Genomic DNA, 20,731 nt, shown 5'->3' on the forward strand with positions numbered 1-20,731 from the left:
CGTTCGGCGTCTACCAACACCGATGAGACTTTCAATATGTGGTTAACCAGACTGTTGTTCAACTTGCCCTTACTCCTGGTTCTCGGATGTGCCGAAACCCCGGAGCAACCGGCGCCCTTACCGCCGACTCAGGTCGATCTGAAGATCGAAAGCGCGCCGATGATCAACCCCGATACCGACGGCAAGGCCGCCCCGGTTTTGCTGCGGGTTTACGAGCTGCGTGAACAAAGCTCGTTCAATGGCGCGGACTTTTTTGCACTGTTCGATAAAGATCAAGCCACGCTGGCCGCCGATTTGGTCCGTAAGCAGGAATTGCTGATCAAACCCGGCGAGAACAAAGCGATACATATCGAACCCGCCGGCGACACTCGCTCACTAGGGTTTTTCGCGGCTTTTCGAAAGCTGGATAACGCTCAATGGCGCGCCGTCGCGCCGGTGGTCGCGCATCAAAACAACATGGTGACTTTGAAAATCAAGGGGAATACACTGGCTGCCGATGCATCCGCCGAGCCGCCGCCCGCGCTAGCGGTCAAGCCGGCGGAATAGTTTGCGCCGGAGTCCCCCTTGAATTTAACGCCCTGTTTCGCGAGCAGGCCGGCCCAACCCGAACTGGGCCTGCCTGGCATTCAGGCGGAACCCTTGCCGCGGTTTTCCATCCGCCGCAGAAACTCCGCCATGATGGCGCGGTAAAGTTCGTCGCCCAGATACTGGTCCTCGACGCCGCTGTCGATGCTGGGATTGTCGTTGACCTCGATGACATAGCCCTTGCCGGCCACTTCCTTGACATCCACGCCGTACAATCCGTTGCCTATCGGCTGGGTGGCTTTCAGCGCGGCCTCCAGCACCGCTCTCGGTACTTCGAAGGTCGGTAACGTCGCGAAACTGCCGCTATCGGTGCGGTTAGCGCCGTGCCGGTAAATCTGCCAATGATTTTTCACCATGAAATAACGGCAAGCGTACAAAGCCTTGTGGTTGAACACGCCGATACGCCAGTCGAAATCGGTATACAAAAACTCCTGGGCCAACAGCAACGCCGATTGCTGAAAGAGTTCCGCGACTTTTTGATCCAATTCCGCCCGATTATTCACCTTGACGATACCCCGCGAGAACGAACCGTCCGGAATCTTGATCACCACCGGGAAACCGGCGGCGGCTTCCAATTGGTCCAGATGTGCCGCATTGCCCTTGTGCAAAATCCACGTTCGCGGCGACGGCACGCGGTGGGTACGGAATAAATCGGCCAAATACACCTTGTTGGCGCAACGCAAAATCGAATTAGGATCGTCGATCACCACCAAACCTTCGGCCTCGGCTTTTTTCGCGAAGCGGTAAGTATGATGGTCTATCGCGGTGGTTTCACGGATGAACAGGCCGTCGAACTCTGGGATACGGCCGTAATGGTTCTGGGTAATCAACTCCACGTCGATGCCCATCCGCCGGCCCACGTGAATGAATTTCTTTAGCGCGCCGCGATTGCTGGGCGGCAAGGTTTCGGCAGGGTTGATCAGCACCGCCAAATCGAATCGCGCTGACTTGCGAGCCCGACTCTTACGCCAGACCTTCTTGCTGAATTTGTCCAGCGCGTCGGCGAACAAGGTTTGCATGTCGTCGTTCAACTGGCGCGGCGATACCGCGGTCAAATCGGTGATTTCCCATTGCTGTTGCGGGCGGAGCGTAATCTTGAGAATCGGGCAGGGAAAACGCTCGAACAACAAGCGCGCCAATTCCTGAAACGCCGGATCGGGTGTGGTGCCGAAATAGCTGTACAGCGCGAACTCGCCATCCTTGTTCTGCTTCTTGAATGCTCGCAGCAAAGGCTCGGTAAAATCTTCCAGTTGCAGACGGTACAAGGCATTCTTGCCCAAATCGTTGATGACTTTTACCGACGGAATCACATGGTGATTGCGCGCTTCCGCGAGCAGCGAACAGTAGTACCCGTCCGATAGATAGGCATAGTCGCCGCACAAATTGATGATCCGCATCCGCCGATCCGGATCGGCATACGCGGTTGCCAGATAGGTTTCGAAAGTGATGACATGTTCGCTGGGATAATAAGGTCCCCAGTCGGAAAGGTCGTCGACTACCAGTAGCGTACTTGCCATCGCGGAAATTGCCTTGCGGAGAGTGGAAACAAGCTGGGCATTCTGAAACCGACCGCGGATTTTCACAAGCACCAATCCATGCCGCATAATGACGCCGTTATCGGCGCTTGAGCGGGAATTGATTCGGGAGGCAAGAATGTGGCGATTGATGTGCGTGGTGTTATGTTTCGGACTCTGGTTCTGGCGTACGGCCGGCGCCATCCCGCCCGATGCGCTGCCAGCCCCATTGGTACCCTGGGCCGAGTGGGTGCTGCACGACCAGCCCGAACACGGCTGTCCGTTCGCCCACGACGACTTTCAATCCAAGCAGTGCCTATGGCCGGGACCGTTGCAATTGCAACTGGAAAGCGACGGCGGCCGGTTCGCCGGCGACTGGACCCTGTATCGCCGCGACTGGCTGGAACTGCCCGGCGACGAACGCCATTGGCCGCAAGCGGTAAGCGCCGACCGGCAAGCCTTGCCGGTATTGATTCGCAACGGCAAGCCGGCGGTCTATCTGCCGGCCGGACGCTATCGGATCGCCGGCGAGTTTCGCTGGCAACAGCTACCCGAACAGTTAGCGCTACCGGAGATTGTGGGTCCGCTGCAACTCAGCGTGGCCGGACTAACCATTCCTTATCCGACCATCGAGCAAGGCGCGGTTTGGCCGCGCGCCGATGCCGGCGGCACCGGTCAGGATCGCTTGGACATGCAAGTATTCCGCCAAATCATCGACGATATCCCCTTGCAAGTACTCACTCGCCTCGATCTGGAAGTGTCCGGCGCCGCCCGGGAAATCGCGCTGCCGCTGGCCTTGCTGCCCGGCCTAATTCCCGTCGAGCTGACCAGCCCGTTGCCGGCCCGGCTGGACGGCGACGGCCGGCTTTGGCTACAACTGCGCCCTGGACGCTGGCGCGTCGAATTGCTCGCCCGCCATCCCGGCCCCGTCGAAGAGATGGCCTTGCCGACCGGCGAAGCCTCATGGCCGAGCGCCGAACTGTGGACCTTTCAAGCCATGCCTGCTCTGCGCCTGGTGGAAATCGACAATCTGCCGGCGATCGACGGCAGCCAGACCAATTTACCCGAAGACTGGCGGCACTTGCCGACCTATCAAGTAACACCGGGGCAAAGTCTGCATTTCAAACTGCTGCGTCGAGGCGATCCGGAGCCGGAACCCAATCAACTGTCCCTGGTCCGGACCTTGTGGCTGGATTTCGACGGCGGCGGCTACACCGTTAACGACAAGATCAGCGGCACGATGAGCCGAGATTGGCGGCTGAACGCGCTGCCGGAAACCCGGCTCGGGCAGGTGCAATTGAACGGCCAAAACCAACTGCTGACCCGGCTCGATCAATCCGACGGCGTCGAAGTCCGGCGCGGCGCGATCGAGCTCAGCGCGGATAGCCGCATCGAAAACGGCATCTCTGAAATAGCCGCCGACGGCTGGCAGCAACGGTTTCAATCGCTGCGCGCCGAACTCAACCTGCCGCCGGGTTGGCGACTATTGGCCGTGACCGGCGTCGACAACAGCTCGGACACCTGGCTGGCGCGCTGGACTTTGCTGGACTTGTTTCTGGTCGCGCTGGCCGCGATCGCGGCCGGCAGGCTCTGGTCGCCGGCTTGGGGCGGCTTGGCCTTGCTCGGCTTGATCTTGATCTGGCACGAAGCCGATGCACCCCGCTGGTTGTGGCTGAACGGTCTGGCCATCGCCGGACTCCTTCGCGTGGTACCGAGCGGACGCTTGGCCCGTTGGCTGACTTGGTATCGCGGCGCCAGCTTGGCGGCTCTGGTGATTGTCGCGGTGCCGTTCGCGATCGACCAATTGCGCGCGGCCGTCTATCCGCAGCTGGCCGAGCCGGCGGCCTTCAATGATTTCGGCTACTCCGAGGTGCCGGCCGGCGCCGACGCGATGACGGCCGAGGCGCCCGCCGAACTGGCCGAATCCGCCAGCGCCGAGGAGGCGCCGAGGCGCGCATATATGCGCAAGGCCTTGCCGATGTCGGCGCCAATCTCATCGGCCGCCAACCTGGACCGCATCGATCCGGACGCCAATCTACAAACCGGCCCCGGTTTGCCGAATTGGCATTGGCAACGGGTCCGTTTAAACTGGAACGGTCCGGTCGATAGCACCGAACGCTTGCGGTTCTGGTATCTACCGCCGTGGGCCACCGCGCTGCTACGCGTGTTGCAAACGGCTATCGCGGCCTTATTGGTCCTGCGTCTGACCGGCTTCACACTGCCCGCCTTGCGCCTGGGCAAAGGCTCGGTCGCGTCATTGATCTTGATTCTGCTGATCGCCCCTCACCCACCGGTCCATGCCGCTGATTGGCCGGATCAGGCCTTGCTGGAACAACTGAAAACTCGCCTGCTGGAGCCGCCAGCCTGCGTCCCGCAATGCGCGCAGATTGCCGAGATGCAGGTGTTTGCCCGCCAGGACACCTTGACCATCGAACTGAGAATCGCCGCCGAGCGCGAAGTGGCCGTGCCGCTGCCCGCCAAGTTGGGCATCTGGTTTCCCGAACGCATTGATGTCGACGGCAGCCCCGCCCGGGCAGCAATTCGCCGCGAAGATGGTGGCTTGAGCGTGCTGGTGCCGGCCGGCGTGCATGTTTTCAAATTGCAAGGTCGCTACGCCGACCTGGACAAGTTCGCGCTACCACTACCGTTGGCGCCGCGCCATGTCACGCTGGAAGCCCTAGGCTGGACGATCGGCGGCGTCTATGAAGACGGCTTGGCCGGACCGCAGCTGGAATTTAGCCGTGAGCCGCGCGAGTCCGGCGAACCAGGCCAAAAAGCGGCCAAACCGCTACCGGCTTTCGTCCGAGTCGAACGGACCTTGCATCTGGGCTTGGATTGGCGCGTCACCACCCGCATCGAGCCATTGGTTGCCAGTGGTCAGCCGGTTTTGCTGGAGTTGCCGCTATTGCCGGGCGAAGCGGTCACCAGCTCGGAGGTCCGCGTCAAGGACGGCAAGGTACTGATCAATATGGCCGCCGGCCAAGAGGGTTTGGTTTGGGAATCGCTGTTGGAAAAATCCGCGCATTTGACGCTGAAGGCGCCGGACACGACTCAATGGACCGAAGTCTGGCGAGCCGACGTCAGCCCGGTTTGGCATTTACGAATCGCCGGCATCGCGGTGGTTCATCACGGCGATGCCGGCGTCTGGCTGCCGGAGTGGCGGCCGTGGCCGGGCGAAACGGTCGAATTGAGCATAGATAGGCCGGCGGCCCTAGCGGGCGATACGCTGACCATCGATCATAGCGATCTGGAGGTTACGCTTGGCCAACGCGGCGTCGATAGCCGCTTAAGTCTGCACTTACGTAGCTCCAAGGGCGGCCAGCATAAGCTGACGCTGCCGGCCGGCGCTGAATTGCAAGGCGTAACGATAGACGGCGCCAGTCAACCGATACGCCAACAAGGCGCGACGCTGAGTCTGCCGATTCATCCGGGCGAACAACGGATCGAAGTCCATTGGCAAGCCGCCGCCGAGCCCGGCTTTTGGTTGGAAACCCCGCCGATGGACTTGGGCACGCCTAGCGTCAACAGCGATATCCATATGACTATACCTCGTGATCGCTGGCCGGTCTGGACGGTTGGACCGCGTTTCGGACCGGCCGCGCTGATTTGGGGCTTATTGGTCGTGCTGGCCGGCGCGGCCTGGGGCTTAGCGAAAATTGGCCGCGTGCCGCTCGGCGGCGGCGCCTGGTTTTTGTTGCTGGTGGGCTTAAGCCAGCTACATATCGCCGCCGCGCTGACCGTGGTCGCTTGCTTGTTTGCACTGGATTGGCGCGCCCGACGGCCAGCCCATTCCCGACTGGCCTTTAACGCCAGCCAGATCGGCTTGGCCTTGTTAGGCTTGCTGGCGCTGACCCTGCTAGGCCTAGCGGTGCGACAGGGATTGCTGGGCACCCCGGACATGCAAATTGCCGGAAATCACTCCGACGCCTATCGACTGAACTGGTATCAAGACCGCAATCCAGCGCGATTGCCGACGGCCGGCGTGGTCAGCCTGCCGATTTTCGCCTACCATCTGCTGATGCTGGCCTGGGCGCTGTGGCTGGCCAGAGCCTTGCTCAACTGGCTGCGTTGGGCTTGGTTGTGTTGGTCCGTTGGGGGGATTTGGCGCGGAGCAGGCGAATAGGCGTATCCATCCGCGCGACCGAATGTATTTGCCCGCCGAGTTTTCTCGCAAGCCTCAACGGTTTTTTAATATTTATCGTCAACGTGTTTTTCGCGAACCATTTCATCTATGCATTGCATCACGATGGCGCTGGCGTCCTCGGCTCGGCGCATTTGATTGATAATTTCGTCGAGTAGCCTGGGATCTTCCATCCAGCGATCCCTGGAAATTTTGAAAGCGGCTTGCGTTGCGTCATGGACATCGCCGTGCGGCAACGACAGTTTCGCGTAGGCCTGGGTGGTCCGGAAGCTTTGATGGCCCATGCCCTCGTAATACCACTTGCCCAAACGGCAATTGTGATGGTCGACCAGTATGGCTTGCTGCTGCGGACACTCCCCAGCGGCTTCGATCGAAATGTAGCCGTTTTGCTTGTAAACGATATGATCGAGCTTGGTCAGTAGCCCGAAAGATTTATCCTTGGCATAAGCTATGTAGCCGACGGAAGCCTTGGCGGATTCGGACAGATTCGAGAATTGGTGACGAAACGCGCTGACCTGCTCGAGAATTTGCTGGGACAGGCCTGCCGAATTTTCGGCTTCAGCGTGCATCTGTTGCACCCGCTTGTTGAAGGCGTTCAAAGTTTTCGACACCTCCAGCGCGGCATTCTTGGTATGCTCGGACAAATTCTTCACTTCGTCGGCCACCACCGCGAAGCCTCGACCGTGCTCGCCGGCACGCGCGGCTTCGATAGAGGCGTTCAGCGCCAACAAGTTGGTTTGATCCGCAATGCCGGTAATCATTGACAGCGATTCGGTGATTTTCTTGCTATCGGCGATCAAGGCGCCGATCACTTCCGACACCGAGTGGACGTTGGCGTTGATGTCGGTCAGCGACCCGCTGATGGTTTCGACGGTCGACAAGCTGGCATCGGCATTGCGGCCGGTGTCGGCGGCAATGATCTCGACCTTTTCCAGCTGTTCGGTGATATTGAGCAAATCGCTTTGATTGCCCTTCAGATTGCCCAGCAAGTTAGTGGTATTCAAGGCATGCAGTCCAGCGGACAAGCGCCGCCGAATCATCAAGCGCTCGTTTTCCCGCATGTGTTTGATAGCGTCGTTAACGCTAACCGCCGACTGCTTCAACAGGCCCGGAAAGCCATCCACCAACGCGTAACGGCCGTGATTGCCTTCCGCCGAATGTTTGAAGCAGGAGTTGACTTCCTTGAAATAGGCTTCCATCAAATCCAGCGCTTCATTCAACTCCCAGGCCACCTTACCGATTTCACCCATGCCGTGGACTTGAGTGACGCGATGATAAAGTTCGCCGTTATTGGTCAGTCGCAACACGTCTTCTATCCTTTCCAGCACCGTCAAACTTTGCTTGCCGGTTTTCCAAAGATAGTAAGCCACCGCCGGTAAAGGCAGCGTCAAACCGAGCGTGACTATCGAGAATCCGTCGCTAAGCAGGTGGTAGAGAAAAAGTCCGATCGACGAAACCAGGATAATCGCTACCGCAAAATTGAGGCGAGTACGCAGAAACGGAATATTCGCGTTGGAATTGGCCCTTTTCTTCATGACTTAAACTCCGTGCGGTTTGTAGAGGCTCAGAACCAGGCTGTCATAATTCTTCGCACCGGTTTGTTGAACGAAATCCAGTAGATATTCCAACGATTTGTCCGGAGCGTCCTTTACGGAACTGGCTTTCTCGATCGCCAACATCGCTTGGTATACTGGGATCAACGCCTCGAGCGCCGAACGCGGCGGATTACGGCGCACGGAATAGTAGCCCTGCAATTTGCCATTCTTGTCGTAATCCGGCGTGATATTGGCAAAAACCCAATAAAAGCTACCATCGGAGCACAGGTTTTTGGCGAACCCAAAGAATTCGTTGCCGGCTTTTAAGGTATTCCACATAAACCGGAATACGCCGCGCGGCATCTCGGGATGACGGATGATGTTGTGCTGCACCCCGAGTAATTCTTGCTCGGGGTAGCCGGCGATTTCCATGAAGATCCGGTTGGCATAGGTGATGCGTCCCGCCGTATCGGTCTTGGAAACGATAAAGTCGTCTTCGGCAAGTTTGCGTTCTTGATTGATCGGGGTGATCGCTGGTTTCATTTGACCGTGCCTGAAGGCTGAAAATGCCTCGAAATTTGTAATGTTATTATTTGATGCCACGCCGTCCGCAAAGGCGCGGCCGCCAAATGCGCGATCTAATTCAGCAAATTGATCAGTAGGCGTTTTATCGACATTGGCTCGAACGGCTTGTCCAGTATTGCCGAAACCTCCGATTTTTCAATGGCGGCGAGCCGATTCTGGTTTTGCTCGCTGGTGACCATCAGAATCGGCACGCTACCGCGCTCCGGATGCTTGCGGACATGATCGACGAGCTGCAAGCCATCCATGTCCGGCATGTTCAGATCGGTAACGATCAAATCGAAATATTGCTGGTTGAACAAGTCCAGCGCTTCACGACCGTCGGTCGCGGTGCTGATTTGATCGATGCCGATGTTGTTGAAAACCTTGGTCAGATATTTCAACGAGAACTCGCTGTCGTCCACCAGCAATACTCGCAAGTCCTCGATATCGAGATGTTCCAACGCCGCTTTTTCCGGATGGACATAATCCAGCGTCGAATGCAAAGCCGTTGACAAGGCTTGCAGCGTGAACGGTTTGGGCAATATGGCAATCGCGCCGGCCTGCCGGATCGGTTCCAAGTACTTGATGTTGGTTTCGCTGGAAATCAGCAAGAAAGCCATTTCGTAGGACGCCGAGTCCTGCCGCAGTTCGTGAACCAGTTCGACCCCGGTCATATCCGGTAAATACATCGCGCTGATGATTAAATCCGGCCGTTCCTGACGCAGGCGTTCGAACAGCTCGGCACCGCTGCCTATCATGTCGATATCGTGAATATCGCAACGGTTGAGATACTGAACAATAATGTGCTGCTGAGTGTGGGAAGGCTCGACCAGAAAGACGCGCAAGTTGCTGAGTATTGGACTGTTCATTCGCTAATGGGCTTTCATCCGATAAAGCGTAAGGCCGATATGAGCCTGTTTGGCGAAGTGCTTGGCGGCGGTAAAATCTTCGCCGGATAAGGGTAGTCCATTAATCGAACGGTCGCAATAAATCAAGCCTATGGCTTTGTTTTCGGCATGGACCGGAAAGACAAAGCACGGATGGCGACCGATACGCTCGACGATTTGCGCCGTGTACAAGGTGGGCTGTTGATCCGGATACTGCCAGACGCCTTCGGATTGATTCAGCGCGCCGAACAGCAAATTGGCCTGGGCTTCGCTGTTATGCACTTGGATTTTCTCGCCGCCGACCGGCTTTTGCCATCCCAGCGAAAACTTCTCCTTCAGCGTGTGCTTGTCCGGCGTCAGCAACATAAACAGCGTTCTATCCATTTCGACGCCGCGGTGTATGCCTTCCAAGACCATCTGAAACAACACGTTCAAATCAATGGCGCCGCTGATGTGGCTGCTGATGTCTTGCAAAATTTGAATTTGCAGTTGTTTCTTGTCAGGCTTGGCGTCGGCTTCTTCGTCGGCGGCCCTGGCGACCGCCAACCCGCCGCCGATAAAGCGCGACGCATCGTTGGCGCCGAACTGGCGGGCAATCTGTATCGCTTGCCGAGTGCTTTTCTCGATGCGTTCGCTAAGTTCGTCGGTGGTTTTACCGGTCATGCCGGCCAGTTTACTCAGACAATCGCGCATCGATGCCGAATCGCCGCCGGCTTTCAAGGCTTCGCAGATCTTATGCCCCATCGTTACGGCACGAATGCGCGAATCGGCCGCCTCCGGCCGGCTCATCGCCTCCTCTATCAGTCCACCTAAGTGCCAGGACTTGCCCAGGCGCTTGCCCAAATCGCGTAATGAAAAGCCCAGCACCTGCTTTTCCGCTTCACTCGACCGCAAACCGCTACGCTCGATCAATTCGTGAATTTTGCGTGCCTGCGGATTATTCGAACACCAAAACGCAATGTGACCAATGTTGTGCAACAGCGCCGCGATGAACACTTCTTCCGGCGAAGTATCGCCGACGATGACCGCCAGCTCCCGTGCCTGCACGGCGGCGTGCAGCGCCAACGCGATTTCCCGGTTGGCGCGCTCCTTGTTGGACGACGTCAGTATCGCTTCGAAAAACGAACAGGCCAAAGTCAGTTCGCGAATCACCTCGGCGCCCAGCACCACGATGGCGCGCGAGATCGTGTTCATTTTCTGCTTGGACGGGTTGTAATAAGGGCTATTGCCGACCTTGAGCAATTTCGCGGTCAAGTTGGGATCTTGCAGGATGATGGCCGCCAACTCCATTGCCCCCTTATTGCGATCGTCCAGATAAGCGTAGATATGGCTGGCGGTATTGGAAAAGATCGGCATTTCCTGGACTCGGAGCATTTCGGCCCATTCGTCCAGGGTTTTAGGCGGCGTTGGCATGTTGCCGGGCATCCGCTACAGCGCGTTGATCTTCGCGTACTGTTCCTTCAGATTCGTTAACGATGATTGCAAACCGGCCAGTTTTTCCCGTTCCTTGGCAATCACGTCGGCAGGCGCCTTGTCGACGAAGGCGGCGTTGCCTAATTTGCCTTCGATGCGCGGCAGTTCTTTTTCGATGCGCTGGATTTCTTTATCCAGTCTTGCCAGTTCGGCGTCCTTGTCGATCAAGCCGGCCATCGGGATCAGGATTTTCATGTCGCCGACCAGCGCAATCGCCGATTCCGGCGCATTGTCGCCGGCGTTCAACCAAGTGATGCTTTCCAGGCGGCCCAGTTTTAACAGATAGCTTTCCAGCTCTTTAAGATTGGTTTGGTCGGTTGCCGAGCCGTTTTGCAGCAACACGTTCAGCGGCTTGCCCGGTGCGATGTTCATTTCACCGCGGATACGGCGGATGCCGAGAATGAAGGCCATCGCCCATTGCACCTGAGTTTCGGCGGCGGCGTTAACCGCTTCGGCATCCGTTTCCGGATAGGATTGCAACATGATGGTCGCGGCGGTGACACCGGCCAACGGCGCCACGCGTTGCCAGATTTCCTCGGTGATGAACGGCATGATCGGGTGCGCCAAGCGCAGCACGGTCTCCAGAACCCTGACCAGGGTCTGCCGGGTACCACGCTGCAATAGTGCATCGTCACTTTGCAACGAGATTTTCGCCAGCTCCAGATACCAGTCGCAGTATTCGTTCCAGGTGAACTCGTAGATCGCTTGCGCGGCCAGATCGAAGCGGTAGCTGTCGATGGCATCCGTGGTTGCGGCTATCGTTTTGTTCAACCGCGACAAAATCCAAAAGTCTGCCTGGCTATAACGGCACTCGGCGCAATCGACGCCGTTATCTTGCTCTTCAGTGTTCATCAACACGTAGCGGGCCGCATTCCAAAGCTTGTTGCAGAAATTGCGGTAGCCTTCGGTGCGTTGCAAATCGAAGCGAATATCACGGCCGGTGGAGGCTAGCGAAGCAAAGGTAAAGCGCAAGGCGTCGGTGCCGTAGGACGGAATGCCATCTGGAAATTGCTTGCGGGTGGCTTTGTCGATCTTGGGCGCATCCTGCGGATTCATTAACCCTGTAGTACGCTTAACAACCAGCGGCTCCAGTTCGATGCCGTCGATGATGTCGATAGGGTCCAGCACGTTGCCCTTGGATTTGGACATCTTCTGGCCCTCGGCGTCGCGCACCAGACCGTGGATGTAGACTTCCTTGAACGGCACCTCGCCCATGAACTTCAGACCCATCATAATCATCCGCGCCACCCAGAAGAAAATGATGTCGAAGCCGGTGACCAACACGCTGGTCGGATAATGGGCGGCCAGTTCCGGCGTTTTGTCCGGCCAGCCCAGCGTCGAGAACGGCCACAGCGCCGACGAGAACCAGGTGTCCAACACGTCTTCATCCTGAAACAGGGGATAATCGGCAGCCAGGCCGTGCTTGGCGCGGATTTCCGCTTCGTTATGGCCAACGTATGTATTGCCCTTATCGTCGTACCAGGCCGGAATGCGGTGGCCCCACCAGATTTGCCGGGAGATACACCAATCCTGGATATTGCGCATCCACTCGAAATAAGTGTTTTTCCAATTGTCCGGCACGAATTTGATCGCGCCGGTTTCGACGGCTTCGATGGCCGGCTTGGCTAATGGTGCGATTTTGACGTACCACTGATTGGTCAAAAACGGTTCGATCACCGCGCCGGTGCGGTCGCCGCGCGGCACCATCAACTTATGATCGGCGATTTTTTCCAGCAGACCTTGGGCGTCCAGATCGGCGACGATGCGTTTGCGGGCTTCGAAGCGGTCCAGGCCGACGTAAGCTTCCGGAAGGATTGCAAAACCATCATCGTTGGCTCTGATCGCCGCGTCGACGGTGAAGATGTTGATCAAGCCGCCGTGCGGCTGATCGGCGATGACGGTCATCTGCTTGTGCCGCGACCAAACTTCGTAGTCGTTGAAGTCGTGGGCCGGCGTGATCTTGACGCAACCGGTACCGAATTCGGGATCGACATAATCGTCGGCGATGATCGGGATCAAGCGGCCGGTCAGCGGCAGTTCCACCAACTCGCCGATCAAATGTTTGTAACGCTCGTCGTCCGGATGCACCGCGACCGCCGCATCGCCGAGCAGGGTTTCCGGGCGCGTGGTCGCTACGATCAAATAACCGGTGCCGTTGGACAGCGGATAGCGCATATGCCACATCGAGCCGGCTTCTTCTTCCGACAATACTTCCAGATCGGAGACGGCGGTGTGCAACACCGGATCCCAGTTCACCAGACGCTTACCGCGATAGATCAAACCCTCTTCGTACAATTTGATGAACACTTCCTGCACCGCGGCCGACATGCCGTCGTCCATCGTGAAGCGTTCTTTTTCCCAATCCAGCGACGAACCCATGCGCCGCAATTGGCGGGTAATGGTGCCGCCGGATTGTTCCTTCCATTCCCAGACTTTTTCGATGAAGGCGTCGCGACCGTAATCGTGGCGGGTCTTGCCGTCGGCGTTAATGATGCGCTCCACCACCATTTGCGTGGCGATACCGGCATGGTCGGTACCCGGCTGCCACAACGCGTTGTGGCCTTTCATCCGGTGATAGCGGGTCAAGGCATCCATAATGGTGTCCTGAAACGCATGCCCCATGTGCAAGCTGCCGGTGACGTTGGGCGGCGGAATCATGATGCAATACGATGCGCCTTCGCGCTTGGCGGCAAAATAGCCGCTGTCTTCCCAATGTTGGTACCAGCGTTGTTCGATCGCGTGCGGGGAATAGGTTTTGTCCATGAGGTGTGTCGGATCAGCTTGCATTGAAAACAGAACAGGTATTTTAACCGTAAAACACATTACGAGTCGGCTCTCGGAGCGATACAGACGGATCGGTTTCGAATATCCGCCGCGCCGGCAAAACCCCATCCGCGTAAGCGTGTCCTGCAAACCGGTTTCTTGGTCGTAATACTTGCCTTGGATACGTAGCGGGTTGTCGATGGCTTCGACGGCTGCCAGGAAGGTTGCCGTAGGCGCGGTAGCGGGCGGACCAGACGATGTGGCCTTGGTTGTTGGTCAGTTCCCTAGGCGTGCCGAGATGGTCCTGGTGGTAGCGGTAGGTGCTGCCGCTGGCTTGGGTGTTGTCTTGTTCGTGCAGCGCCAAGGGCCGGAAGCAGCCGGGTTCGAATAAATAGGTACGGCTGCGCTGGCTATCGGTTTCCGCCAGCAGGCGCGGGCAGTCGTATTGAAAACGGGCTTCGCCTTGCGCGGTGTGTTTGGCGATGCGCCGGCCCAGGGCGTCGTAGCGGTACCGGGCGGTCCCTTGCGGGGTTTCCGCGCAGATCAGGCGATTGTCGCTGTCGTATTGGTAGCGGGTGACGATTTGGCCGGCCTTGCCGCGCTTTTCTTCGATCAGGTTGCCGGCCCAGCGAGGACGAAACTTTCTGATTCAGGACTTTGCAGCGAATCAGTACACTTCCAGGCCTGCGATTAGGCTGACGCTAACACTTTCTATTCGGGCTATTCCGATTTAGGGATGCGGCGCCATTTCCAATATACCCTGCAAGACTTCATTTATACCAGAGCTATCCTCACTATATTTGTCAAAAATACTCACCAATCCACTTCGCAGGTTTTCGACAATATAAGAAAACTCATCATAAGAGCTATCGAATTTTTTATAAGGAATATGTAATACAAAATCAACACGCCTATATCGATTAAAAAATGTAGGCCCCATGACTAAAGGCTTATCTTTTTCACGCGTTGCCGAAATAACAATGCCAAGCTCAAAATCTTGTCCTTTGAATTTTTCCTTAAAAGAAGTTATTTCCTTACCCAAGGAGTTTAATCCTTTACGCAACTCTTTCATAAGAAAACTAGGAATTTTATAACTGACATCAACTTCCGGATAAACTTGACATGTAGATATATTCATTGCTTCAACAATCCTTAGTTTTTGTCGGCTTAAAGCTTTTCTTATTACCTTCCGGTATATTACCAGTCTGATCAAAATACTCTTGTAATTTCTTAGTCTCCACGGCCTTTGCCTCTTTTGTCGTAGACATACCTTTATCAATAACTCTACCAACCACCTCAGAATCGGGGTTTTGTTTTCCCAATTTTACAACTTGCTGATGCAACCTAGTAGGGAGGCCGGAGCTTTGCGTTACCCTACTCAAGTCAGCTTTCCCATATTTGTAAAGCACATCATCAATCTGAATTTCATAAACTCCAAAATTTCCCGTTGCCGAGTTGGTGTTTAAATTAACTAGGCCTAAAGGATCAACCCAATTCAAAGGATTAGGCGCATACCGATAAACGTTAGTGCCACCCTCCAACCCAATCGGATCCTGATGAATAAACCTTCCGGCATTCGGATCGTAATACCGGTTCAGGTTGTAGTGCAAACCGGTTTCTGCGTCGTAATACTGGCCTTGAAAGCGCAGGGGGTTGTCGATGGCTTCGACGTCGGCCAGGGCCAGGTTGCCGTAGGCGCGGTAGCGGGCGGACCAGACTATTTTACCGGTGCTGTCGGTCAATTCCCTAGGCGTGCCGAGATGATCCAGGTGGTAGTGGTAGGTGGCGCCGCTGGCTTGGACGTTGTCTTGCTCGTGCAGCGCCAAGGGCCGGAAACTACCGGGTTCGAACAGATAGGTACGGCTACGCTGGCTATCGGTTTCCGCCAGCAGGCGCGGGCCGTCGTATTGAAAGCGGGTTTGGCCTCGCGGCGTTTCGGCGCGGACTAGGCGGTTGTCGGCGTCCTATTGGTAGCGGGTGACGATGTGGCTGGCCTTGCCGCGTTTTTCTTCGGTCAGGTTGCCACACAGGCGAGGAAGAAACTATCTGATTTGGGATTTGGCGACGCTTCCCAGCGTACGATTACGCTGACGCTAATCGTACCTACGCGGGCTGTGTTTGGCGATGCGCCGGCCCAGGGCGTCGTAGCGGTATTGGGTGATGCCTTGCGGAGTGTCGGCGCGAATCAGGCGGTTGTCGGCGTCGTATTGGTAGCGGGTGACGATTTGGCCGGCTTTGCCGCGTTTTTCTTCGATCAGACCGTGGACGAGGCTTTCTGATTCAGGACGTCACTGCAATCAGCGCTTCCATGCGTACGATTACGCTGACGCTAATCGTACCTACACAGGCTTCAAATAACGCATAATATTAAGAGATTTTTTGTTTTTCCTAAAGTTAGTTTTGCGTTCGCGAGGGAATGCGGCAGATCCATCAATATCTCCATTGCAATAGCAAAATCTTCAGGTGCTTTTGTTTTCATGGTTGTGGTATCCGGCCATATGATAAGAATGTTACTATCCGGTAGGCTATCTAGCCCCGACCACAATGAATCGGCGAGCGCATCCCAGCTCTTATTGCTTTGTAGTGGAGGGTCCAATGGTAAATTGTCACGGACCGCTTTAAAGAACTGATCTTTAGAGTAAATGTTGGAAGGAAGCGTGTAAATCAGCCACCCATTTTGCTGACACTCGCAAACTATTAATTCGGCGTTTATTGAATCAGCAGTAATAAATCCTTGGGTATCTGACATCGTAATTACCTGATTTGCACAAACGCCGGATTTCCAGCGTCTCCATAGTGAGTCCATGTGTAGTACATCTCTCCTGTTTGACTGTTTGCGACAATACGATTCGCACCTGCGCCGGTTGTTCCTGCAGATGGAGCTACTCGATATTCAAGATATGGTGACGATGCTCCTTTCGCACCTGGTAAATCCCCAGCCCAGTTCTTGAACTGAGTACCCCATTTCTTAGCAAGAGGCCCCGTCGGTGTCGTGCCAGCATCTATATGTTTTAAAGTATCTAATACCGCTACTTCTTCGGCTGGAGGTAAAGAACCAGGAGTAATCCTGGCGATGGTCGGGCTCGAAGTATTAGATACGGCCGAACAATCCTTCCCGGTCAAGCCCAGCGGATCAATCCAATTCACCGGATTAGGCGCATACCGGTAAACGTTGGCCCCGCCTTTCAACCCAATCGGGTCCTGATGAATAAACCTCCCGGCATTTGGATCGTAATACCGGTTCAGGTTGTAGTGCAAGCCGGTTTCTGCGTCGTAATACTGGCCTTGAAAGCGCAGGGGGTTGTCGATGGCTTCGACGTCGGCCAGGGCCAGGTTGCCGTAGGCGCGGTAGCGGGCGGACCAGACGATTCTGCCATCGGTATCGGTCAGCTCCCTGGGCGTGCCGAGATGGTCCAGGTGGTAGTGGTAGGTGGTGCCGCTGGCTTGGGTGTTGTCCTGCTCGTGCAGCGCCAAGGGTCGGAAACTGCCGGGTTCGAATAGGTAGGTGCGGCTGCGCTGGCTATCGGTTTCTGCGAGCAGGCGCGGGCCGTCGTATTGAAAACGGGTTTCGCCTTGCGCGGTGCGTTTGGCGATGCGCCGGCCCAGGGCGTCGTAGCGGTATTGGGCGGTGCCTTGCGGAGTTTCCGCGCGCACCAGATGGTTGTCGGCGTCGTATTGGTAGCGGGTGACGATTTGGCCGGCCTTGCCGCGTTTTTCTTCGATTAGGTTGCCGGCGGCGTCGTAGGCATAGTGGCGGTCGCCCATCACCAGCAAGCGGTCGCCTTCGATTCGGCCACCTTCCGCGCTGGCGCCCAGCAGGTTTCCGGCCGGGTCGTGGACGAAGCTTTCCGGGCTAAGGCCTTCGCTGCGGATTAGCCGGGCGGCGGGATCGTAGTGGTATTGGCTGCGGCCCTGGCGCAGGTCGTCCAGTTCGCGGAGCTTACCGGCCGCATCGTAGTTGTACTGGCGACCGATGAGCACCGCTTGGCCTTTGAGCGCGGCGCGTTGCCGCAACAAGCGGCCCAGCGGATCGTAGTCGTAGTCGGTGTTGAGTTGGCCTTGGCTACGGCCGATTTCCCGGCCCAGTTCGTCGTAGCGGTGGCTGGTGAGGGTTTGGCCGTCGAATTCGATGCTGTCCAGGTAACGCTCGCCGAAACGGTAGTCGATGCGATGCCGGTCCGGTGTTTCGGTGTGGATGCGCCGGCCCAGCAAGTCGTATTTGTGGCGGACGATGGCGCCGTTCTGGTTTTCCTGGTTGATCTGGCCCAGGGCGTTGTAACCCAACAGCAGTAGGCTGTCGGCATTTTTGGCTAGTTGCAAGCGGCCCAGCGGATCGTAGCCGTATTGGCTCAGGCTGCCGTCGGCGGCACGCTTTTTTAGCAGCCGACCGAGACGGTCGCGTTCGAAGCGGGTGACGCTCCAATCGCCGTCGGCGCCGGGTTGCAGGTAGGCTTCCAGCGCGCCGGCGGCGTTGTAGCGGTAGCGTTGGATGCGGCCGTCGAAGCCGATTTCTTCGATCAGATTTTCGTCGCGGTCGTAGTTAAGGCTGTAGGTTTCGCCTTTCGGGTTGATCAGGCCGATCAGGTTGCGTTCGCTGTCGTAGCGATAACGCATTTCGTGGCCCAGCGGATCGATGCGGGCGGTGGGTTGGGATAGGCCGTCGTCGTAGCGGTATTCGGTGGTGTGGCCGAGGCCGTCGATGTAGTGGGTCAATAAACCGGCGGCGTTGTAGCGCAGTTGCACGGTGCTGCCGTCCGCGTGTTGCACTGCGGTAACGCGGCCGGCCGCGTCGTAGCCGTAACGCGTGGTGCGTTTGTCCTGATCGACGATGGCGACGATACGATCGTCATCGTCGTATTGGTAGCGGGTCTTGATGCCGTCGAAGCCGATCTCGCCGACCAGGCGCAACTGTTCGTCCCACAACAGCGAGCGCGTCCGGCCCAGCGCATCGGTGATGCGTACCGGCACGCCTTGGGCATTGTATTGGTATTGGGTGATCGCGCCGTTGGCGGCAACGATTTCTTCCAGTCGGCCGCTGGCGTCGTAGCGGCGTAGCCAACGCTGATCCAAGGCATCGATCAGTTCGACCGGATTGCCTTGTTTGTCGTATTTGACGCGCTGGCTAAAACCCAGCGCATCGGATACTCCGACCAAGCGGCCTTCCTTATCGTAGCTAAACCGGGTGATACCGCCGTCCGGCGCCACGGTTTGCGCCAGTTGGTTATCGACATTGTAACTGTGGCGGGTTTCGCGGCCTTCCGGGCTACGTTCCAGCAGCAACAAACCTTGCGGATCGTGCCGATACACCGCGACGCCGCCGCGCGAGTCGATGGCATGACTGACGCCGTCCGGCAACCATTCGAAGCGGTAATCGTAAACGCCGTTATCGCCCCAGTTGTGCAGACATTTGCCTTGCGGCGTGTCTTGATCCCATTCGAAATAAAAGTTAAAGCCGCTAGCCAGAGTACGGCGGGCGATGACATGATTGCGATAGGCGTAGGTTTCGCCTTGCTCGAGCCGGTCGCGAGCACCGATTAAATCGCCTGCGTCGCTATACCGATAGCTCACCAGCGGCTCGCCGGCCGCTGCGAATCCGCTTCCGTGTCGTTTGCCGGGACGAATCCCGACAATGCGCCGGCCTTGGCGCTCGAACAGTAAATGTTTGTTCCAGCTAGAGGAGATGCGCTCGACATCACCGTTGGCGTCGCGATGAAAATACAGGCTTTGGCCCTGGCTGTTGTGCCAGGCCCGCAGAGGGCAACGGCCAGACCGACCGGTGAAGGTTTTCGCCAATCCGCTTTGCTCGACCAGGCGAAAATGATCATTTTCCCGGTACAAGCGCAATTGTTCCGGCAGATTGATGCTGTAGCCACCCACCGCTGGCAGCGGCAAATCGATGCGTTGGCCGTCGGCATTGCAAAAGGTTGCGCGTTGGCCGATTTCCAGCCATTCGTCCAGCGGCGTCAGCCAACCGTAACCCAGTTGCCGGTCGATGTCGGACTGGCCGCTACGGTAAAACCGTCGCCAGTCGAGAGGTAGCGGACCTTCCCAGGTAAAGTCGACCTTTTCCAGCATTTCCTCGCCGGTGACCATGCTGATCGGGCAACCTTCTTTCTTGCATAAATTGCTCGGAGTATTGGCCGTCTGATTGGACGTCGGCGGTCCTGAATTCGCATCGGCCGGTGGCGCTGGGCTTCGGCTCTTCGCGTTGCCGGTACCGCCCGATCCGCGTGCGGCTTCCGAGGGCGTGACGGCGTTGCCGGGCGACTCGGACGCCGACACCCTTGCCTGCCCCTTACGTCCTTTCATGGCCCGCACCTTCGCCAACAGCGCAAAGAACGCCGCGACGCCGATCACCGCGATCACGCTCGCTAGGTGACGGGCGGCTTCGTCGAGTTCGCGGTCGCTGCCGGCGTCTATCGTCAACGTCAAGAAGTCGCCGATATCGGCCGCGACGTCGAATACCGCCATCCCGAGGAAAAACGCGCCGCCGATCAGCATCACGACATCGACCACCTCGCCGACGCCAAACGCATGGGAGCCCGCCCAAACCACCAATACACCGGCGGTAATCCCCAAATTTTCCGGGCTGATCATCGCCTCGAATTCGCCACGCACGCCGGCCGGCAACAACGGCAAGGTGCGGCGCAGTACCTCGGCAAATTTATCGGCCAGCGGCCAGTCCGCGACGCCGGGCTTGACCGGCACCGCCGATACGGCCGTCACGTTGCCGGGAGCAACCGGCTTGGGCGCCGCCAACGCCGCGCCTTGAACCGATTCGCCCTTGAGCAAATAAAACCAGGTGTCGATGCCGACAATGCCGTCGGCGGTCAGGCCAACGCCGGTTTGAAATTGCCGCACGGCTTGCAGCGTGGCCAAATTAAAAATGCCATCGTCCAACTGCGGACTGGGCTTCAGACAGGCATTAAGTAATCGTTGCAGGCGGCGAACGTCGTCGCCTTGCTGGCCCTGCTTGAGCGTCGGTGGCGCGGATTTCGCGGCGCGGACGCGGGGAGACTTAAGGCTAGCGCCGGGTTTGGCCGACTTGACGCCGACCGGTAATGGCCGCGGCGACAAGTCGCGAGTCGTGGTACCGTCGTTCAAATTGCGGGGCTTGAGTTCCGCGCCGGTTGGTCGAGGATCGCGAGAGCTAGTCACGGACGAAGCTCCTCGCTTGTCGAGCGAAACACGACAGAGCCTGGATGGGATCGAATTTCAACATTGAGGGGTTTTGGCCGTCCGTTACCGATGTATGCATTGCGGGTATTC

At 57.3% G+C, this 20,731-nt stretch carries 14 protein-coding genes; 3 read left to right on the plus strand and 11 right to left on the minus strand.

From position 1 onward, the window contains the following. Positions 1-36: 36 nt before the first annotated feature. Complete coding sequence (gene tssJ / locus A1355_RS16000; RefSeq protein WP_064029949.1) at positions 37-546, plus strand: type VI secretion system lipoprotein TssJ; 510 nt, start codon at positions 37-39, stop codon at positions 544-546. Between the two features lie 80 nt (positions 547-626). Here tssJ and A1355_RS16005 read toward each other — a convergent pair whose 3' ends face one another. Further along, positions 627-2,102 carry a RimK family protein gene (locus A1355_RS16005; RefSeq protein ID WP_064029951.1) on the minus strand — a complete coding sequence of 492 codons (1,476 nt, stop codon included), beginning with the start codon at positions 2,100-2,102 and terminating at the stop codon, positions 627-629. Positions 2,103-2,238: 136 nt separating this feature from the next. On the opposite strand from A1355_RS16005, the gene A1355_RS16010 reads away from it, so the two are divergent. After that, positions 2,239-6,222 carry a hypothetical protein gene (locus A1355_RS16010; RefSeq protein WP_064029953.1) on the plus strand — a complete coding sequence of 1,328 codons (3,984 nt, stop codon included), beginning with the start codon at positions 2,239-2,241 and terminating at the stop codon, positions 6,220-6,222. A gap of 65 nt (positions 6,223-6,287) precedes the next feature. On the opposite strand, the gene A1355_RS16015 is transcribed toward A1355_RS16010, so the two are convergent. From A1355_RS16015 to A1355_RS26220, 8 genes are all read right to left on the minus strand, one after another. Next, entirely contained in the window at positions 6,288-7,775 is a 1,488-nt protein-coding gene (locus A1355_RS16015) for a methyl-accepting chemotaxis protein (RefSeq protein WP_064029955.1), read from the minus strand. Between the two features lie 3 nt (positions 7,776-7,778). Next, positions 7,779-8,318: a PAS domain-containing protein gene (locus A1355_RS16020; RefSeq protein ID WP_064029957.1), complete on the minus strand. Its 540-nt coding sequence runs from the start codon at positions 8,316-8,318 to the stop codon at positions 7,779-7,781. 95 nt (positions 8,319-8,413) lie between these two features. Beyond that, positions 8,414-9,208 (minus strand): response regulator, encoded by a 795-nt coding sequence (locus A1355_RS16025; RefSeq protein WP_064029959.1) that lies wholly within the window; start codon positions 9,206-9,208, stop codon positions 8,414-8,416. Positions 9,209-9,211: 3 nt separating this feature from the next. Continuing rightward, positions 9,212-10,639 carry an HDOD domain-containing protein gene (locus A1355_RS16030; RefSeq protein WP_231883693.1) on the minus strand — a complete coding sequence of 476 codons (1,428 nt, stop codon included), beginning with the start codon at positions 10,637-10,639 and terminating at the stop codon, positions 9,212-9,214. 15 nt (positions 10,640-10,654) lie between these two features. After that, positions 10,655-13,462 (minus strand): valine--tRNA ligase, encoded by a 2,808-nt coding sequence (locus A1355_RS16035; protein WP_064029961.1) that lies wholly within the window; start codon positions 13,460-13,462, stop codon positions 10,655-10,657. 43 nt (positions 13,463-13,505) lie between these two features. After that, a complete protein-coding gene (locus tag A1355_RS26210; RefSeq protein ID WP_231883694.1) occupies positions 13,506-13,826 on the minus strand; it encodes an RHS domain-containing protein in 321 nt (106 codons plus the stop codon). A 366-nt stretch (positions 13,827-14,192) separates the two neighbouring features. Continuing rightward, positions 14,193-14,600, minus strand: coding sequence for a hypothetical protein (locus A1355_RS16050; RefSeq protein ID WP_157197912.1), 408 nt, complete (start codon positions 14,598-14,600; stop codon positions 14,193-14,195). A gap of 4 nt (positions 14,601-14,604) precedes the next feature. Beyond that, the gene (locus tag A1355_RS26220) at positions 14,605-15,288 is read right to left on the minus strand and encodes an RHS repeat-associated core domain-containing protein (RefSeq protein WP_071156186.1); all 684 of its coding nucleotides are present in this window, start codon (positions 15,286-15,288) and stop codon (positions 14,605-14,607) included. A 159-nt stretch (positions 15,289-15,447) separates the two neighbouring features. Here A1355_RS26220 and A1355_RS26640 point away from each other — a divergent pair, with 159 nt between their 5' ends. Beyond that, positions 15,448-15,741, plus strand: coding sequence for a hypothetical protein (locus A1355_RS26640; protein WP_419866219.1), 294 nt, complete (start codon positions 15,448-15,450; stop codon positions 15,739-15,741). Positions 15,742-15,812: 71 nt separating this feature from the next. Here A1355_RS26640 and A1355_RS16070 read toward each other — a convergent pair whose 3' ends face one another. Together A1355_RS16070 and A1355_RS16075 are read right to left on the minus strand one after the other, a co-directional pair. Next, entirely contained in the window at positions 15,813-16,211 is a 399-nt protein-coding gene (locus A1355_RS16070) for a barstar family protein (RefSeq protein WP_064029975.1), read from the minus strand. A 5-nt stretch (positions 16,212-16,216) separates the two neighbouring features. After that, positions 16,217-20,620 (minus strand): RHS repeat-associated core domain-containing protein, encoded by a 4,404-nt coding sequence (locus tag A1355_RS16075; RefSeq protein ID WP_231883695.1) that lies wholly within the window; start codon positions 20,618-20,620, stop codon positions 16,217-16,219. Positions 20,621-20,731 lie beyond the last annotated feature (111 nt).

This window comes from Methylomonas koyamae, from assembly GCF_001644025.1.
GTDB classification, from domain to species: Bacteria; Pseudomonadota; Gammaproteobacteria; order Methylococcales; family Methylomonadaceae; genus Methylomonas; species Methylomonas koyamae_A.

Excerpts from the sequence above, each read along its gene's own strand:
- tssJ (WP_064029949.1), top strand. The coding sequence starts at position 37 with ATGTGGTTAACCAGACTGTTGTTCAACTTGCCCTTACTCCTGGTTCTC.
- A1355_RS16005 (WP_064029951.1), bottom strand. The coding sequence starts at position 2,102 with ATGGCAAGTACGCTACTGGTAGTCGACGACCTTTCCGACTGGGGACCT.
- A1355_RS16010 (WP_064029953.1), top strand. The coding sequence starts at position 2,239 with ATGTGGCGATTGATGTGCGTGGTGTTATGTTTCGGACTCTGGTTCTGG.
- A1355_RS16015 (WP_064029955.1), bottom strand. The coding sequence starts at position 7,775 with ATGAAGAAAAGGGCCAATTCCAACGCGAATATTCCGTTTCTGCGTACT.
- A1355_RS16020 (WP_064029957.1), bottom strand. The coding sequence starts at position 8,318 with ATGAAACCAGCGATCACCCCGATCAATCAAGAACGCAAACTTGCCGAA.
- A1355_RS16025 (WP_064029959.1), bottom strand. The coding sequence starts at position 9,208 with ATGAACAGTCCAATACTCAGCAACTTGCGCGTCTTTCTGGTCGAGCCT.
- A1355_RS16030 (WP_231883693.1), bottom strand. The coding sequence starts at position 10,639 with ATGCCAACGCCGCCTAAAACCCTGGACGAATGGGCCGAAATGCTCCGA.
- A1355_RS16035 (WP_064029961.1), bottom strand. The coding sequence starts at position 13,462 with ATGGACAAAACCTATTCCCCGCACGCGATCGAACAACGCTGGTACCAA.
- A1355_RS16050 (WP_157197912.1), bottom strand. The coding sequence starts at position 14,600 with ATGAATATATCTACATGTCAAGTTTATCCGGAAGTTGATGTCAGTTAT.
- A1355_RS16070 (WP_064029975.1), bottom strand. The coding sequence starts at position 16,211 with ATGTCAGATACCCAAGGATTTATTACTGCTGATTCAATAAACGCCGAA.